Here is a 15,062-nt window from a genome sequence, read left to right as displayed (position 1 = left end):
AGGGAATGAGCGAACGGCCTCGTACGGAGTACGTATCACGCCCGCACCTGTCTTGACGCGTACTGGCCAACGCCGGTTGCTCCGCCCGCGGTACGGGAGTTGCCCCAGGGACGGAGGAGAACCCACGCCAAAGGGGGCCTAGGCCGCCTCCAGCTCCGCCAGCACCGCGAAGACCGCGCCCTGGTTGTCCTGGAGGACGGCGATCCGGCCGTACGGGGTGTCGGCGGGGGACTCCCTGACCCGGCCGCCCAGCCGTACGGTCTCCGAGACCGTCTCGTCGCAGTCCGCCACGGAGAAGTAAACGAGGAAATGCCCCGGCATCTCCTTGGGAAATGCGTCGGTGATGACACTTCGCCCGCCGATCGCGCTGTCGGCGCCCGGCTCGGACCCCGCCGGAGACCAGGTACGGAAGTCGGCCGGTTCGTCCGGGAGATCCTTCCCGAGGAAGCCGAATACCGACTCGTAGAAGAGGTCGACGCTCTCCTTGTCCCTCGTATAGACCTCTGTCCAGCAGAAAGATCCGGGCTCGCCCTGCTTTTCGAAGCCGGAGTGGGCGCCGGGCTGCCAGAGGCCGAAGACCGCGCCGCCGGGATCGACGCCCTGGGCCATCGTGCCGTAGGGACCCACGGCCGCCGGATCCCTCACCATTCCGCCGCCGGCCTCCTTGATTCGCGCGCTGAGCGCGGCGGCGTCCGATGTCGCGAAATAAACGCCCCAGGCGGTCGGCATACGCCCGTCCTGCTTCGCGGCGAGAGCGGCCACTCGCTTTCCGTCACTGAAAGCATTCGTGTAGTACCCGTATGCCGCACCGCCGTCCGCGCCGAATGTCCAGCCGAACAGGTCGCCGTAGAAACGCTTGCCCGCCTGGACGTCGGGAAGCGACACATCCACCCAACAGGGGGTGCCTTCCGCGAATGCGGCCATGAGCCCGGATCCTTCCTGCGTGTGCGCACCGCACCAGGGGTGCGCCTTCCGGCCACGCTAATGGCGCATTCCCGAGGGCGCAGGGTGGGGCAAATCGAACAATTGACTAATTGTCTCCCGGTGAGGGCTTGTGCGCATTGAGTTGTCCACCACAGTTATCCACAGGCTGTTGATAACACTATTCCTGGTCACGGGCTCCGGGCGAGCCTCTTCCGGGCCCCCGCGATCAGCGGGCGGTTCCCCATTTGCAGTCGGCCGAATCGCGCTCCGATCACCCCTCGGTAAGCTGACGGCATGACAGGACAAGTACGTACCGTCGACGGCCGCGTGGCCGGTCGGCGCGGCCAGGCGACGCGGCAGAAGCTGCTCGACTGCCTCAGCGAGATGCTCAGCACCTCGCCATATCGGGACGTCAAAGTCATCGACGTGGCCCGGAAGGCAGGCACTTCACCCGCGACCTTCTATCAGTACTTCCCGGACGTCGAGGGCGCTGTCCTTGAGATCGCCGAGGAAATGGCCAAGGAGGGTACCGGATTGACCGATCTGGTCTCCGGGCGCTCCTGGGCCGGGAAAGCGGGACGCCAGACGGCGGAAGAACTCGTGGAGGGATTCCTCGACTTCTGGCGCAAGAACGACGCGATCCTCAGGGTCATCGATCTCGGCGCCGCCGAGGGCGACAAGCGGTTCTACAAGATCCGCATGAAGATCCTGAGTTCGGTCACCAACTCCCTTACGGATTCCGTGAAGGAGCTCCAGTCCAAAGGCAGGGTCGACAAGGACGTCAACCCCGCCGCGATGGCCGGTTCACTGGTCGTGATGCTCGCCGCGGTGGCGGGACACCAGAAGGGCTTCCAGACCTGGGGTGTGAAGCAGGCCGAACTGAAGCCGAACCTGGCCCTGTTGGTCCATCTGGGCATCACGGGCAAGAAGCCGGCGAAGTAGCCGCGCGCCCGGGGCACGGTGCGGGCGTGCCCTTCCCTCCGTCCTGTCACGCCGGCGGCGGATCAGTGAACTGATCCCCGCCGGCGCTCCCGTCTCACGGACCGGACGGCAGCACCCGCTCCACGAGCTCGCCGATCAGCCGCTCCGCCTCCTCCTCCGAGAAGACACCGGGCAGCGTGAGCCGCTCCACCACCAGCCAGTTGGTGGCCAGGTAGAGCATCCTGACCGCGTCGCCGTCACCGGGCAGCCCGGACGCCAGATGCTGCGTGACGTTCTGCTCGACATCCTCGGCCACGCGCGCGGTCAGTACGGCACGCAGCTCGGGACGCCTGGTGGCCTCCAGCCTCAGTTCGAGCAGAGCGAGGAAACCGGTCCGGAACGCGGCGACCCGCTCCACCACCTGCCGTACCAACTCCGCCGTCCGCTCCCGGGTGTGGGGCCCGGTGACCATCCCCGCGACGGTGGCCTCGTCCGGGATCAGCCGCTCGTAGATCCGGTGGCCGGCCTGGTTGAGGAGTTCGTCCCGGCTGGTGAAGTAGTTGGACGCCGTGCCCTTGGGTACGGCCGCCTCGACGTCGACGGCCCGGAAGGTCAGCCCGCGGGCGCCGTCACGGGCGAGCACCTCGATGGCGGCGTCGACGAGCGCGGAACGACGGGCCAGGTTCTGTCGCATCGGGGCGGTCACACCTCTCTCCATGGAAACCACTTCACGCGTAGTACTACACCCTAAGTGGCGGAAGGACCCCGGCTGTCCTCCGGGGCGCCGCCGTCCCGCCCGCGCGGTTGAATGGGCCCATGAGCGACGATCAGGGGGAGTTCGGGGCGGTTCTGCGGGACCTGCCGGTCTGGGAGAACGGGCTGGCCGCCTTCGACGCGGACGATGTCCCCGGCCGGCCGATGACGCTGTTCCGGCGGTGGTTCGTCGAGGCGGCTGCGGCCGGGCAGACCGAGCCGCACGCCATGACGCTCGCGACCGTCGACACGGACGGGCTGCCGGACGTACGCACTCTGCTGCTGCACGGCGCCGACGAGCGCGGCTGGCACTTCGCCTCGCACGACACCAGCGCGAAGGGCCGCCAGTTGGCCGCGCGGCCGTGGGCGGCGCTCGGGTTCTACTGGCCCGCGCAGGGGCGGCAGGTCCGGGTGCGGGGCGCGGTGAGTGCGGCCGGGGCCGAGGAGAGCCGGGCCGATCTGGCCGTACGGTCCACCGGCGCCCTGGCCTCGGCACTCACCGGGCGGCAGAGCGAAGTGCTGGACTCCGCCGAGGAGTTGGCGCGTGCGTCGGAGGCGGCGTGGGAGCGGGCGCGGGCCGACCCGGACGCACCGGTGCCGGCCTGGACGCGGTACGTGCTCGCGGCCGAGGAGGTCGAGTTCTTCCAGGGCGACGCCCGGCGCCGCCATGTCCGCCTGCGCTACCGCCGCACCGCCCCCGACGGCGCGGACGCCCCGGACAGCGCGGACGCCGCCGACGGCGACTGGTCACGAGAGCTGCTCTGGCCCTGAGGCCCCGTCCCCGACGGTGCCTCGAAGCGCTCGCGGGAGGACTCGATGTGGCCGATGAACCGGTGGGTCCAGTCGCACATCCGGTCGACCGTCTCCCGCAGGGCCAGACCGGGCTCGGTGAGGCGGTACTCGACCCGCGGCGGCACGGTGGGGTGCACCGTCCGCTCGGCCAGACCGTTGCGCTCCAGCATCCGCAGATTCTGCGTGAGCATCTTGTGGCTGATGCCCTCGACCGCGTCGCGCACCTCGCCGAAGCGCAGGGTGCGCTCCCCCAGCGCCTCGATGATCAGCAGCGCCCACTTGTTGGCGACGTCCGAGAAGATCTCGCGCGCCAGCGAGTCCGCGCGGGTGAGGTCCGCGTCCTCGGGTGAGCCGCTGAACTGCTTGGTCACCATCAGGTTCCCCAGTCACCGAAAAGTGCGTTCTTCCATGTCAGCCCACACTCTCTTACGGTTCCCGAGTAACCAGAAGTGACCGACAAGACCGACAGGACCGAAGAAGGCAGGCACCGGCATGGCCGTCACCCTGATGAACCCCACCGGACTCCCCCGGATCGACGCCTACCACCAGGTGTCCGTCTCGACCGGCTCGAAGCTGGTCTTCCTCGCCGGGCAGGTCGCCTGGGACGCCGACGGGGTCACCGTCGGCGAAGGCGATCTCGCCGCCCAGGTCGAGCAGTGCTACCTCAACGTCGCCACCGCCCTCGCCGGAGCGGGAGCCACCTTCGCGCACGTGGCCAAACTGACCGTCTACGTCGTCGACTGGACCCCGGACAAGATGCCCCTGTTCCTGGAGGGGGTCGCGCGGGCGTCCGCGAGGCTCGGGGCCACCCCCGTACCGCCGGGCACCCTGCTGGGCGTGGCCGCCCTCGACGTACCGGAACATCTGGTCGAGCTGGAGGCGACCGCCGTCATCGACTGACCGGGGCGGCGGGACCGATTCCGCGTCGGCGGAGGGCGCGTGCGGAGCGTCGGATTCACGCCGCTTTCACGGCGGATTCAGCCTCCGCGCGCAGGACTTACCCGGACGTAACCGATTCGCAATCGATTCCCATCTTGACCGAGACCCAACAAGTGCACGCTCGATTACGCTCAGCTTCCATGGCCAGCGACATCGACCTCACCAACGACCGTCCCGTGTACGTCGTCGGCGGCGGCCCGGGCGGTCTCGCCGTCGCCGCGGCGCTGCGCGCCCAGGGCGTACGAGCCGTCGTACTGGAGAAGTCCGAGGCCGTCGGGGCCTCCTGGCGCCGGCACTACGACCGGCTCCATCTGCACACCACCCGCAAGCTGTCCGCGCTCCCGGGCCTCCCGATGCCGCGGTCCTTCGGCCGCTGGGTCTCGCGCGACCACATGGTCCGCTATCTGGAGAAGTACGCGGAGTTCCACGGCCTGGAGATCGTGACGGGCGTCGAGATCACCGGCGTCGAGCGCTCCTCGGACGGCGCGAGCTGGCTGCTGCACGGGACCGGCGGCCGGGAGCTGACCGGAAGCGCCGTCGTCGTCGCCACCGGCTACAACCACACGCCCCGGCTGCCGTCCTGGCCGGGCGCGGAGTCGTACACCGGGGAGCTGCTGCACGCCGGCGAATACCGGGCCCCCGCCCCGTACAAGGGGAAGGACGTCCTGGTCGTCGGCGTCGGCAACACCGGCGCGGAGATCGCGGTCGACCTGGTGGAGGGCGGCGCGGCGCGCGTACGGCTCGCGATCCGTACCGTCCCGCACATCGTGCGCCGCTCGACCCTCGGCTGGCCCGCGCAGCGCACCGGCATCCTGGTACGGCGGCTGCCGACGCGGCTGGTCGACCGGGCGGGCGACATCGTGTGCCGGATCTCGGTGCCCGATCTCACCGCCCAGGGGCTGCCACGCCCCCGCACCGGGCTGTACTCGCGGGTGCGCGAGGGCGCGATCCCGGTGCAGGACGTGGGGCTGATCGACGCCGTGCGCAAGGGGCGGGTCGAGCCGGTCGCGGCGGTCGAGTCGTTCGACGACAACAAGGTGGTGCTGGCGGACGGTTCGCGGATCTCGCCCGACACGGTGATCGCGGCGACCGGCTACCGCCGCGCCCTGGAGGGCCTGGTGGGCGACCTCGGCGTGCTCGACGACCGCGGGCTCCCGGTCGTACGGGGCGGGCGGACGTCCGAGCGGGCGCCGGGGCTGTACTTCACGGGATTCACGAACCCGATCAGCGGGATGCTGCGCGAGCTGTCCATGGACGCGGAGCGCATAGCGAAGGCGATCAAGTCCCAGGCGGTCAAGGGACGTTGACGACTTCGGCGGGCTCCGCCTTCGTACGGCTCCTGATCAGGAGCGCCATCAGCGCCGCCGCCGCGCACAGGGCGCCGGAGGCGTACCAGACGGTGTCGTACGAGCCGGTGACATCCCGCGCGACACCGCCCGCGAACGCGACGACCCCCGCGCCGACCTGGTGCGAGGCGAGCACCCAGCCGAAGACGATCGCGCTGTCGGTGCCGTAGTACTCACGGCACAGGGCGATCGTCGGCGGGACGGTCGCGACCCAGTCCAGGCCGTAGAAGACGATGAAGAACAGCATCGGCGGCCGGACGTCCGGGGCGAGCAGCATGGGCAGGAAGAGCAGCGAGACGCCGCGCAGCGCGTAGTAGACGGCGAGCAGCCGGCGCGCGTCGAAGCGGTCGGTGAACCAGCCGGAGGCGATCGTGCCGATGATGTCGAAAACACCGATCACGGCGAGGAGCGAGGCGGCGGCCGTGATCTGCATGCCGTGGTCGTGCGCGGCGGGGATGAAGTGGGTCTTGATCAGTCCGTTCGTGGAGGCGCCGCAGATCGCGAACGTCCCCGCGAGCAGCCAGAAGGGGCCGGTGCGGGCGGCCTGGAACAGGACGGTGACGGCCCGCCGGGCCGCGCCGGTGACGGGGGCGGGCTTGGGCTTGAACTCCTCGGAGCCGTACGCCGGAAGCCCCACGTCCGCCGGATGGTCTCGCAGCAGCAGCCAGACGAAGGGGACGACGACGAGCGCGGACATCGCGACGGTGATGGAGGCGGGGCGCCAGCCGTGGTTCTCCACGAGCCAGGAGAGCAGCGGCAGGAAGACCAGCTGGCCGGAGGCGCCCGCCGCGGTGAGGATGCCGGTGACGAGCCCGCGCCGGGCGACGAACCAGCGGTCGGTGACGGTGGCGGCGAAGGCGAGGGCCATCGAGCCGGTGCCGAGACCGACGAGGACGCCCCAGTAGAGGACCATCTGCCAGGCGGCGGTCATGACGACGGTGAGGGCGGAGCCGGTCGCGATGACGGTGAGCGCGACGGCGACGACCCGGCGTATCCCGAATCGGTCCATCAGGGCCGCTGCGAACGGGGCGGTCAGCCCGTACAGCGCGAGGTTGACGGAGACGGCGAACCCGATCTCGCCGCGCGACCAGTCGAACTCCGCGTGCAGCGGGTCGATGAGCAGTCCGGGCAGCGACGCGAAGGCGGCGGCGCCGATGATCGTCACGAAGGTGACGGCGGCGACGAACCAGGCCCGGTGGATACGGGGCCCGGGCCGGGGGTGCGGAGGCGGGGAGGGGACCTGGGCGGGCGTCTCGGCTGTCTGTGTCACGTCAAGAAGCATGCGCGGCCCGGACGCCCCGCACGAGCGGCCCGAAGGACAGCGGTCACTAGGATCGGGCCATGCGGTGGAAGGCGGCAAGATCCGGACGACAGGCCCTACGGCAGGCTCTAGGTCCTGTCCGGGGCCGGGCTCTCCGCCTTGGTCTCCACGTGCTTCTCCAGCACCGGGCCCGTCCGCTCGACGCGGGTCAGTTCGCGGATCGGGCGGGCCGCGAACAGCGCGGCGCAGACCAGGACGTTCACCACCGCTCCGCCCACCAGCACCTCGCGTATCCCGACGGCCTCCGCCACCGGTCCGGCCAGCGCGCGGCCGACCGCCAGCATGATCAGGGAGCCCGCCACGTCGTAGGCGTGCAGCCGGTTCAGCGCCTCCGGCGGGATCATCGTCTGGACGGTCGTGGACCACATCACCAGCCAGAACGCCAGGGCCACCCCGCCCACGAAGAACCCGGACGCGAGCAGCCCGAGCGGGACGTCGTACGCCAGTACCAGCAGATTCGCGGCGACCGCCAGCAGCGCGATCGTCCCCGCGAACAGCGGTCTCGCGGGCCGCACCCGCAGCGCCAGCAGCCCGCCCACCACATTGCCCGCGCCGTGCACGGTCATCATCAGGCCGAACATGGTCGAGCTGTACCGCTCGGTGACCACCACCGCCTCCAGCGGGACCATCGGCCCGAGCACCGTGACGCCGTACACCGACCAGACCGCGATCACGCCCCACAGCCAGGACCGGGCCCGGAACTCGCGCCAGCCGCCCATCAGTTCGGTGAGCATCGAGTCCCCGCGCACCGGCTTCATCGTCTCCATCCGGACCAGGAAGAGACAGACGCCGCTGATGCCGAACGTCGCCGCGTTCACCGCGAAGATCGTGCCGGGGCCGCCGAAGCCGGCCAGCGCGCCCGCCGCCGCGGGGCCGGCCATCGTCGCCAGGGACTCGGTGACCCGCAGCACCGCGTTGCCGCGCTGGACGTCGGGCGAGAGCACGGGCAGCATGCTCGCCACGCCCGGCTGGAAGAGCGCGGCGCCGAGCCCGTTGACGGCGCTCAGCGCGTACACGAGCCAGAGCGGCGGCGCTCCCCCGGCGAAGAGGACCGCCAGGGCCGCCGTCCCGAACAGCCGTGTCACATCGGCGAGAACCATCATCCGGCGCGGGGTGAACCGGTCGGCGAGCACCCCGCCGAAGAGGACGAATCCGGCGAAGCAGACCATCCACGCGCCGAGCGCGAAGCTGACGGACGACGCCCCGTGTCCGGCGTCGAGAAGTCCGGCGGCGAGGGCGACGGGCACCATGCCGTCGCCGAAGCGGGCCACGGTCCTGGCAAGGAAGAAGAGCCGGAAGTTACGGTTCCAAAGGGGCGTCCCGTCCGGGTCACCGGCCGATCCGGAGGTGGATCTGGCGGATTTCCCGGTCGGGCCGGGAATGGCAGGGTCCCTCGGACGCTTAGCAGTCACAGGGTCGACAGATATCAAGGACTGGTCTGGACCTCCAGGGGTTTTCCGTATGACGGACAGCTCCGTACGACGGACAGCGCGGACCAACGGCACGGGAGGGGCGGGACGATGACGGAGAACGGTTCGGGGAGCGGTTCGGGGAACGGTTCCCGGGGCGCCGGCGACCGCCCGCGCCACCGCGTCGCGGTCCTCGCGCTCGACGGGGTCCTCCCGTTCGAACTCGGCATCCCCCAGCGGATCTTCGGCCGCGCCAGGAGTCCCGAGGGTGCCCCGCTGTACGAGGTGATCACCTGCTCGGTCCGCCCGCCGGGCCCCGTCCGCACCGACGCGGACTTCGACATCCTCGTGGAGAACGGCCCGGAGGCGATCGCCACCGCCGACACGGTGCTGATCCCCTCCTCGTACCAGCTCGGCGAGGTCTACGAGTCGGGCCGTCTCACCGACGAACTCGGCGCCGCGCTCGCACACTTGCGCCCCGGCACCCGCCTCGTCGCCATCTGCACCGGCGGCTACGTCCTGGCCGCCGCCGGGTTCCTGGACGGCCGGCCCGCCTCGACCCACTGGTCGTCGGCCGCGCACTTCCAGCGGACCTTCCCCCGGATCAAGGTCGACGCGGATGTGCTCTTCATCGACGACGGCGACGTCCTGACCTCGGCCGGGGTCGCCGCCGGGATCGATCTCTGTCTGCACATCGTGCGCAGCGACCACGGCTCGGCGATCGCCAACGACGTGGCCCGGCACACGGTCGTCCCGCCGCACCGGGACGGCGGCCAGGCCCAGTACATCAAACGCCCGGTCCCGGAAGCCCAGTTGGCGACCACCACGAAGGCCAGGGCCTGGGCGCTCGCCCGGCTCCACGAACCGATCCAGCTACGGGACATGGCGGAACAGGAATCGATGTCCGTACGGACGTTCACGCGCCGCTTCCGCGAGGAGGCGGGGATCAGCCCCGGCCAGTGGCTGGTCCTGCAACGGGTCGAACGGGCGCGGTATCTGCTGGAGGCGACGGACCTGTCCGTCGACCAGATCGCCAAGGACGCGGGATTCGGTACGGCGCAGTCCATGCGCCAGCATCTCCAGGCGGCGCTCGGTGTCGCGCCGACCGTCTACCGCCGGACGTTCCGCGCGATCCCCGACGGCGGGCGCCCGCGCCCGCAGGCGCCCGGAGCGGAGATGGCGGCGACGCTCAGGCCTGTGTGACGGCTTTCGACGAGCCGTCGGCGGGTCGGTCCACGTCCACGGGACGCCCGTTCGCGACCGGCAGATCGACCGCGTAACGCGCGATCGCGCCGTTCCGCGCGGGCGGCTGCGTCCGTGTCGCCGCAGGCGGCGGTGCCCCGTACCCGGCGCCCACGCCCGGATCACAGCGGTCCACCTCGCACCAGATGCGTTTGCCCGAGCCCTCCGGCTGCCAGCCCCACCGGTCGGCGAGCCCGTCGACCAGCTCCAGTCCGCGCCCGTTGGTGTCCTCGCCCAGGGCGTGGCGGGGGCAGGGTGGTCGTGCGCTGGTGTCGGCGACCTCGACCCGTACGGTCCCGGCCTCGGCGGCCCCCGATCCGAACAGCATCCGCAGCACGGCCGGACAGCCGGTGTGCACCACGGCGTTGGTGACGAGCTCGGAGATCAGCAGGATCAGCGTCTCCGCCAGTGGCTCGTCGTCGTTCATTCCGGAACCGATGAGCCGCGAACGGGCCCACCGTCGGGCCCGGCCGACCTCCGCCGGATCCGCCCCGACCTCCAACTGCATCTGAAGTACCTGCACCGCTCACACCATCCGAACCGGCGGGCACATCGCCTCGCGCCTCGACAAGGTCCACGACAAGGTCACAGAACGTGATTCCCTTGTGGGACAGCATGGTTGACGTACAGTCACCGCAACAAGCGCTTCGGGCATATTCCAACGCGAAGGAGTACGCGTGAGGCATACTGTGCGACGCGCTCTGCGGAGAGTCGAACAAGGGCGCGTCGAGCGCCTTCGAACGGCGCGATCGGCAGGCATTCGCCGGTCCGGCGTCGCCGTATTGGCCACACCGGATCCGCCACATCTCACCGAAACTCGCACCCGAGCGAGCGTACCGGAGCCCGTCGCCGACTCCGGCCCGTGACGGGTCGCGGGAAGGACACAACCCGGTATCGACATGTGCGAAGAGCGCCTGGTCACGCATAGTGACGCTCTCCGGTACGGCTTCTCCCCGGCACCGGCCGGCCCGGATTCCCGGGTCCGGGCCGCGGCTCCGCCGGGACGGACGGGGGCCTACGGCTCCGGCGTCACGTAGTAGTCGGCGAAGGCCGTGAGGATCTCCTCCTCGGCGATCCGGCCGTCCCCGTCGCTGTCCAGCCCCTGGGCGACCCGCGCCGCCGCGGCCTGCTCCGTGCCGAGTACGAGCAGCACGCGCTCGGCCGCCGCGGGTGTCACGCCGTCGCCGTCCTCGTCGGCGATGGCGATCACCGCGTGCAGGAAGGGGCGGGCGATCTCGGCGAAGCGCTTGGGGCTGTCGCGCAGCCTCTTCACCGCGCCGGTGATGAATTCCTGCCGGGTGACGCGCTGGTCACCGTCGACGTCCGCGATGCCCGCCATGCCCTGCCAGAAGGCCTCGGCCCCGTTGTAGAGGGCCTGTCCCTTGTCGGACCGTGCCGTGACGCCGAACTCCGCGAGCAGTGCCGCTGCCGCTCCGCTGAAGTCCTCGCGGTCGATGTAGCCGTTGCCGTCCTGGTCGAAGGCGGCGAACCGGGAGGCGATCTTGCCCTCGTACTCTGCGCTGTCCATGAAGGGGAGCGTACGACGCCGGGGGGCCACCGTGTGATGGCTTCACGTCTGTCCGGTGAACAGGGGCCTACGCGGACAGGGGCTGTGCTTCCTCGTCCATGGCGTCCGAGACGTCCGAGTAGACCTCGAAGAGACGGCGCACACCGAGAGCCGCGAGAACGCGGTTGACGTGCGAACCCTCCTCCGCGCCGTGGGCCGGCAGGATGAGATGGAGCCGGCCCTGGCAGGAGCGCATCAGCTTGCGGGAGGCGATGAGTACGCCGACCCCGCTGGAGTCGCAGAAGAACACCTCGGACAGGTCGAGCACCAGCTCCCGGCGGCCCGCCGCGACCGCGTCGTGGACGTGCTGGCGGACCACGGGCGAGGTCACGAGATCCAGTTCTCCGGTGATGTGCAGCACAGTCCACAGACCCTGCTCGTGCTTGTCCACCTTGAGCGTCACGCCTGGACCTTCCCTCGCACCGTTCCGGGGACCCGGCGGCGGATTCCCAGATTCCGGACCTTCACCGGAGATTCGTCCTTCGTCTTCGCGGCTGCCCCTCCGACCTCTCATGAAACACAACGGACACCTGCCGGGGAAATTCCTTATCATCTCGGACGGCCTCCGGGGGCGCACTTGACGCAAAGGGGCGCACTTCCATGACACTGGCCAGTACATTCAAAAAGGCGGGGTCGGCTCGGGATTCGGGTAACGGAGCAGTCACAGGGCTGGGGGTCTCATGGCGAAGGACACACCGCCCCGCTGGGACCGCAAAATGCAGCAGCGGCTGGCACGGGGTGAGGCCGCCGCGCTGGGCGAGCTCTACGACCGCTTCGCCTCCCTCGTGCACAGCCTCGCGCATCGTGTGCTCGACGACGACGAGGCCGCCGACCGGATCACCCGCGAGGTCTTCGGCTACGTGTGGGAGAACCCGGAGTCCTTCGACCCCCGGCAGGGCTCGATGCGGTCCTGGATCGCCACGCTCACCCGCCACCAGGCGGTCCGCCGGCTGCGGCAGCTGGAGATGGCCGCCCGTCGGGCCAGCGGCGAGGGCACGGCGGAGGAGCTGGAGCAGAAGATCCGCGAGGCGTCCGCCGCCGCACGCGCCGACTACATCGTGACCTCCATGCCCGCGCCGCTGCGCGCCGCGCTGGACCTGGCGTACTTCCAGCGCCGCGACTACCGGCAGACCGCCGCCGACCTCGGGGTCACCGAGGACGAGGCGCGACGTCGGCTGCGGCTCGGTCTGCAACTGCTCTCGTCGGCGAACACCCGCCCCCTGGAGGGCTCCTCGCCGCCCGGGAACGGACGGTCGCTGTGACCGGGCCGCTCGACGGCGGCCGGGGCAACCCGGACGACCCCGACGACGTGCGCGGCATCCCGCGCATACCCGGCCAGCGCGCCGCCGCGGACGATCTGGAACCGCCCACGGCGGACGCCCTGCGCCGGGCCGTCGAGAGTGCCGCGCGCGCCGCTCGGGCGGCGAAGGAGAGCCGCGAACGGGAAGAGCCGGATGAGGCGTACGAGACCGACGAGGCAGAGGCGAACGACGGGGACGGCGAGGACAGCAAGGACGGCGACGCGCGCGACGCGGCTGGGCCGGGGGCCGACGGCGTTACGGGCGCGGCCCCCGACAGACCGGGCGAGCGGGCCCGGCCGGGTGGACGGACCGGGCCGGGCGAGCCGTCCGTACCGAGCGAGCCCGCGCATCCGCCGGATCCGGCCCGGGAGCCGGACATGACGGGCGGCCGGCACCCGAACGACCCGCCGCCCGGCCCGCCGGCGGACCCCGTCGGCCCGCCTCCCTCGCACTCCGTACTGAAGTCCCTGCTCGGCGCCTGGGCCCTGGCCGCCTGCTCGCCCGAAGAGACGGTCCACGTCGAGAACCACCTCACCGAGTGCGCGCCGTGCGCCGACGAGGCCCTCAAACTCCGTGACGCCGTCGGCCTGTTGCAGGCCGACCGCAATCTGGATCTCCCTCCGCTGCTCCGCTCCCGGGTGCTGGAGACCTGCCTGGACCGCCGGGCCGCCCGTATCCCCGTGCCCGTCTGGGCCACCCCGTACGACGCCGAGACGGCCCGGCTCGACGCGCTGCTGCGGGACATCGGCGACGCGGAGTGGCACGCGCCGCTCCAGCTCAGATGGTTCGAGAAGGAGGAGTCCACCGCGCGCCGGGCCACCGTCGCCGGGGTGATCGGCCATCTCATGACCGTCGACGGGCTGGTGGCGTCGGCGCTGGGGCTGGACGATCCGCTGGGCTCGTCGGCGCCGGCCTCGCCGACCGACCGGACCGAGGCGTTCTGGCGTACGGCGCATCCGCCGCCCACCCGCACGATCCACGAGCCGTGGCGCGACCAGAGCCACACACTGATCAGGACGGTCTCCTTCGCGGGCCGCGGGGTGGCCGAACTCTCCGTCTCCTACGGCGAGTTCGCCCTGCCGTTGCGTGACGCGCTGATCGACCGGGCCTTCGAGTGCTGGATCCACGGCTGGGACATCGCGGCCGCGGTGGACTACCCGTATCCGCCGCCGAGCGGTCCGCATCTGCGCGTGATGATCGACCTCGCCGCGCAGCTGATCCCCTCCGCCCTCGCGGCCCGCCGCCGGGCGGGCCTGGCGTCACCGGCCCGCCAGTTGGTCGTGCCCGGTTCGCCGGGGCGCTCGCTGCATCTGGAGGTCGAGGGCGCGGGCGGCGGGGACTGGTACATCGCGCTGGACTCACCGGCCGCGGTCGGCACCGCCGAGCTCGCGGTGGCCCAAGTGGCGCTGGACGGCGTCGAGTTCTGCCAGCTCGTGGCGGGCCACATCTCGCCCGAGGAAGCGGCGGCGGGCCAGGACGGCGACCGCGAGGCGATCCGCGACGTCCTGTCCGCGGCGGCGTCGCTGAGCAGGCTGTAGCTGCGGGGCGGGTCCCGGCACACGGTGCCGGGCCGGACGGCTCCCCCGCCGGGGCGGGGTTCCGGCGGCGGGCTACGCGAAGATCACCGTACGGCTGCCGTTGAGCAGGATGCGGTGCTCGGAATGCCATTTCACCGCGCGGGCCAGCGCCTGGCACTCCACGTCACGGCCGATCGCCACCAGCTGCTCCGGGGTGACCTCGTGGCCGACACGCTCGACCTCCTGCTCGATGATCGGGCCCTCGTCGAGGTCTGCCGTCACATAGTGCGCGGTCGCGCCGATCAGCTTCACACCCCTGGCATGGGCCTGGTGGTACGGCTTCGCGCCCTTGAAGCTCGGCAGGAAGGAGTGGTGGATGTTGATGATCCGGCCGTTCAGCTGCTTGCAGAGATCCTCGGAGACGACCTGCATGTAGCGGGCCAGTACGACCAGCTCGACGTCCTCGGCGCGCACCAGCTCCAGCAGCTGGGCCTCGGCCGCCGGCTTGGTGTCCCTGGTGACGGGGATGTGGTGGAACGGGATGTCGTAGGAGGCGACCAGCTCGGCGAAGTCGGTGTGGTTGGAGACGACGGCGGCGATGTCCACGGGCAGCGCGCCGGTCCTCGACCGGAAGAGCAGATCGTTCAGGCAGTGGCCGAACTTGCTGACCATCAGGATGATCCGCATCCGGTCCCCGGCGTGGTGGAGCTCCCAGTCCATCCGGAAGGAGTCGCCGACGGCGGCGAAGCTCGCGCGCAGCTTCTCCACGGTCACCGGCGTATCGGCCGAGAAGTGGACCCGCATGAAGAAGAGACCGCTGTCACGGTCGCCGAACTGCTGGCTGTCCTCGATGTTGCATCCGGTCATGAACAGAAAGCTGGACACGGCATGCACGATGCCCTGTTTGTCCGGACAGGCGAGCGTGAGGACGTACTGGTCGGACAGGGTGGCCGTACGGTCGGACACGGCCTCGGGCTGCTGCGGGGCACTCATGGAACCCGAGGATTCCACACGGGACCCTCACCCGCAC

General features: G+C 70.9%; 15 protein-coding genes and 1 pseudogene. 7 read left to right on the top strand and 9 right to left on the bottom strand.

Going from position 1 to position 15,062, the window contains the following annotated elements:
• Positions 1-138: 138 nt before the first annotated feature.
• Positions 139-924 carry a VOC family protein gene (locus ACFWU9_RS03070; protein ID WP_384314270.1) on the bottom strand — a complete coding sequence of 262 codons (786 nt, stop codon included), beginning with the start codon at positions 922-924 and terminating at the stop codon, positions 139-141.
• Positions 925-1,218: 294 nt separating this feature from the next.
• Between ACFWU9_RS03070 and ACFWU9_RS03065 the strand changes: the two genes are divergently transcribed.
• Entirely contained in the window at positions 1,219-1,866 is a 648-nt protein-coding gene (locus tag ACFWU9_RS03065; protein ID WP_384314267.1) for a TetR family transcriptional regulator, read from the top strand.
• A gap of 94 nt (positions 1,867-1,960) precedes the next feature.
• On the opposite strand, the gene ACFWU9_RS03060 is transcribed toward ACFWU9_RS03065, so the two are convergent.
• The gene (locus ACFWU9_RS03060) at positions 1,961-2,539 is read right to left on the bottom strand and encodes a TetR/AcrR family transcriptional regulator (protein ID WP_384314265.1); all 579 of its coding nucleotides are present in this window, start codon (positions 2,537-2,539) and stop codon (positions 1,961-1,963) included.
• A gap of 122 nt (positions 2,540-2,661) precedes the next feature.
• Here ACFWU9_RS03060 and ACFWU9_RS03055 point away from each other — a divergent pair, with 122 nt between their 5' ends.
• The gene (locus tag ACFWU9_RS03055) at positions 2,662-3,369 is read left to right on the top strand and encodes a pyridoxal 5'-phosphate synthase (protein WP_384314262.1); all 708 of its coding nucleotides are present in this window, start codon (positions 2,662-2,664) and stop codon (positions 3,367-3,369) included.
• 20 nt (positions 3,370-3,389) lie between these two features.
• On the opposite strand, the pseudogene ACFWU9_RS03050 reads toward ACFWU9_RS03055, so the two are convergent.
• Positions 3,390-3,764: pseudogene (locus ACFWU9_RS03050) on the bottom strand (winged helix-turn-helix transcriptional regulator); the annotation flags it as partial.
• A 118-nt stretch (positions 3,765-3,882) separates the two neighbouring features.
• Between ACFWU9_RS03050 and ACFWU9_RS03045 the strand changes: the two are divergent.
• Both ACFWU9_RS03045 and ACFWU9_RS03040 read left to right on the top strand, forming a co-directional pair.
• The gene (locus tag ACFWU9_RS03045; protein ID WP_384314261.1) at positions 3,883-4,290 is read left to right on the top strand and encodes a RidA family protein; all 408 of its coding nucleotides are present in this window, start codon (positions 3,883-3,885) and stop codon (positions 4,288-4,290) included.
• A 179-nt stretch (positions 4,291-4,469) separates the two neighbouring features.
• On the top strand, positions 4,470-5,636 hold the full coding sequence (locus ACFWU9_RS03040) for a flavin-containing monooxygenase (protein WP_384314259.1): 1,167 nt from the start codon (positions 4,470-4,472) through the stop codon (positions 5,634-5,636).
• Here the strand turns inward: ACFWU9_RS03040 and ACFWU9_RS03035 are convergent.
• Complete coding sequence (locus tag ACFWU9_RS03035) at positions 5,623-6,957, bottom strand: MFS transporter (protein WP_384314256.1); 1,335 nt, start codon at positions 6,955-6,957, stop codon at positions 5,623-5,625. The genes ACFWU9_RS03040 and ACFWU9_RS03035 overlap by 14 nt on opposite strands.
• Before the next feature lie 107 nt (positions 6,958-7,064).
• Positions 7,065-8,267: an MFS transporter gene (locus ACFWU9_RS03030; RefSeq protein WP_384314253.1), complete on the bottom strand. Its 1,203-nt coding sequence runs from the start codon at positions 8,265-8,267 to the stop codon at positions 7,065-7,067.
• A 249-nt stretch (positions 8,268-8,516) separates the two neighbouring features.
• Here ACFWU9_RS03030 and ACFWU9_RS03025 point away from each other — a divergent pair, with 249 nt between their 5' ends.
• Positions 8,517-9,608, top strand: coding sequence for a GlxA family transcriptional regulator (locus tag ACFWU9_RS03025; protein ID WP_384314251.1), 1,092 nt, complete (start codon positions 8,517-8,519; stop codon positions 9,606-9,608).
• Here ACFWU9_RS03025 and ACFWU9_RS03020 read toward each other — a convergent pair.
• From ACFWU9_RS03020 to ACFWU9_RS03010, 3 genes are all read right to left on the bottom strand, one after another.
• Positions 9,595-10,170 carry an ATP-binding protein gene (locus tag ACFWU9_RS03020; protein WP_384314249.1) on the bottom strand — a complete coding sequence of 192 codons (576 nt, stop codon included), beginning with the start codon at positions 10,168-10,170 and terminating at the stop codon, positions 9,595-9,597. The genes ACFWU9_RS03025 and ACFWU9_RS03020 overlap by 14 nt on opposite strands.
• Positions 10,171-10,662: 492 nt before the next feature.
• Positions 10,663-11,175, bottom strand: a complete 513-nt coding sequence (locus tag ACFWU9_RS03015) for an EF-hand domain-containing protein (protein ID WP_384314247.1) — start codon at positions 11,173-11,175, stop codon at positions 10,663-10,665.
• Between the two features lie 67 nt (positions 11,176-11,242).
• Positions 11,243-11,617 (bottom strand): STAS domain-containing protein, encoded by a 375-nt coding sequence (locus ACFWU9_RS03010; protein WP_384314245.1) that lies wholly within the window; start codon positions 11,615-11,617, stop codon positions 11,243-11,245.
• A 277-nt stretch (positions 11,618-11,894) separates the two neighbouring features.
• Between ACFWU9_RS03010 and ACFWU9_RS03005 the strand changes: the two genes are divergently transcribed.
• Complete coding sequence (locus ACFWU9_RS03005; protein WP_384314244.1) at positions 11,895-12,476, top strand: sigma-70 family RNA polymerase sigma factor; 582 nt, start codon at positions 11,895-11,897, stop codon at positions 12,474-12,476.
• Complete coding sequence (locus ACFWU9_RS03000) at positions 12,473-14,053, top strand: maleylpyruvate isomerase N-terminal domain-containing protein (protein WP_384314242.1); 1,581 nt, start codon at positions 12,473-12,475, stop codon at positions 14,051-14,053. The genes ACFWU9_RS03005 and ACFWU9_RS03000 overlap by 4 nt, the downstream gene beginning before the upstream one ends.
• A 72-nt stretch (positions 14,054-14,125) precedes the next feature.
• Here ACFWU9_RS03000 and purU read toward each other — a convergent pair whose 3' ends face one another.
• Positions 14,126-15,025 (bottom strand): formyltetrahydrofolate deformylase, encoded by a 900-nt coding sequence (gene purU, locus ACFWU9_RS02995; protein ID WP_384314240.1) that lies wholly within the window; start codon positions 15,023-15,025, stop codon positions 14,126-14,128.
• Between the last annotated feature and the right edge of the window lie 37 nt (positions 15,026-15,062).

It is taken from the genome of Streptomyces sp. NPDC058653 (assembly GCF_042716895.1).
Taxonomy (GTDB): domain Bacteria; phylum Actinomycetota; class Actinomycetes; order Streptomycetales; family Streptomycetaceae; genus Streptomyces.
The sequence above is the reverse complement of the archived record's forward strand: the minus strand, read 5'-3'. Positions and strand labels throughout refer to the sequence as shown.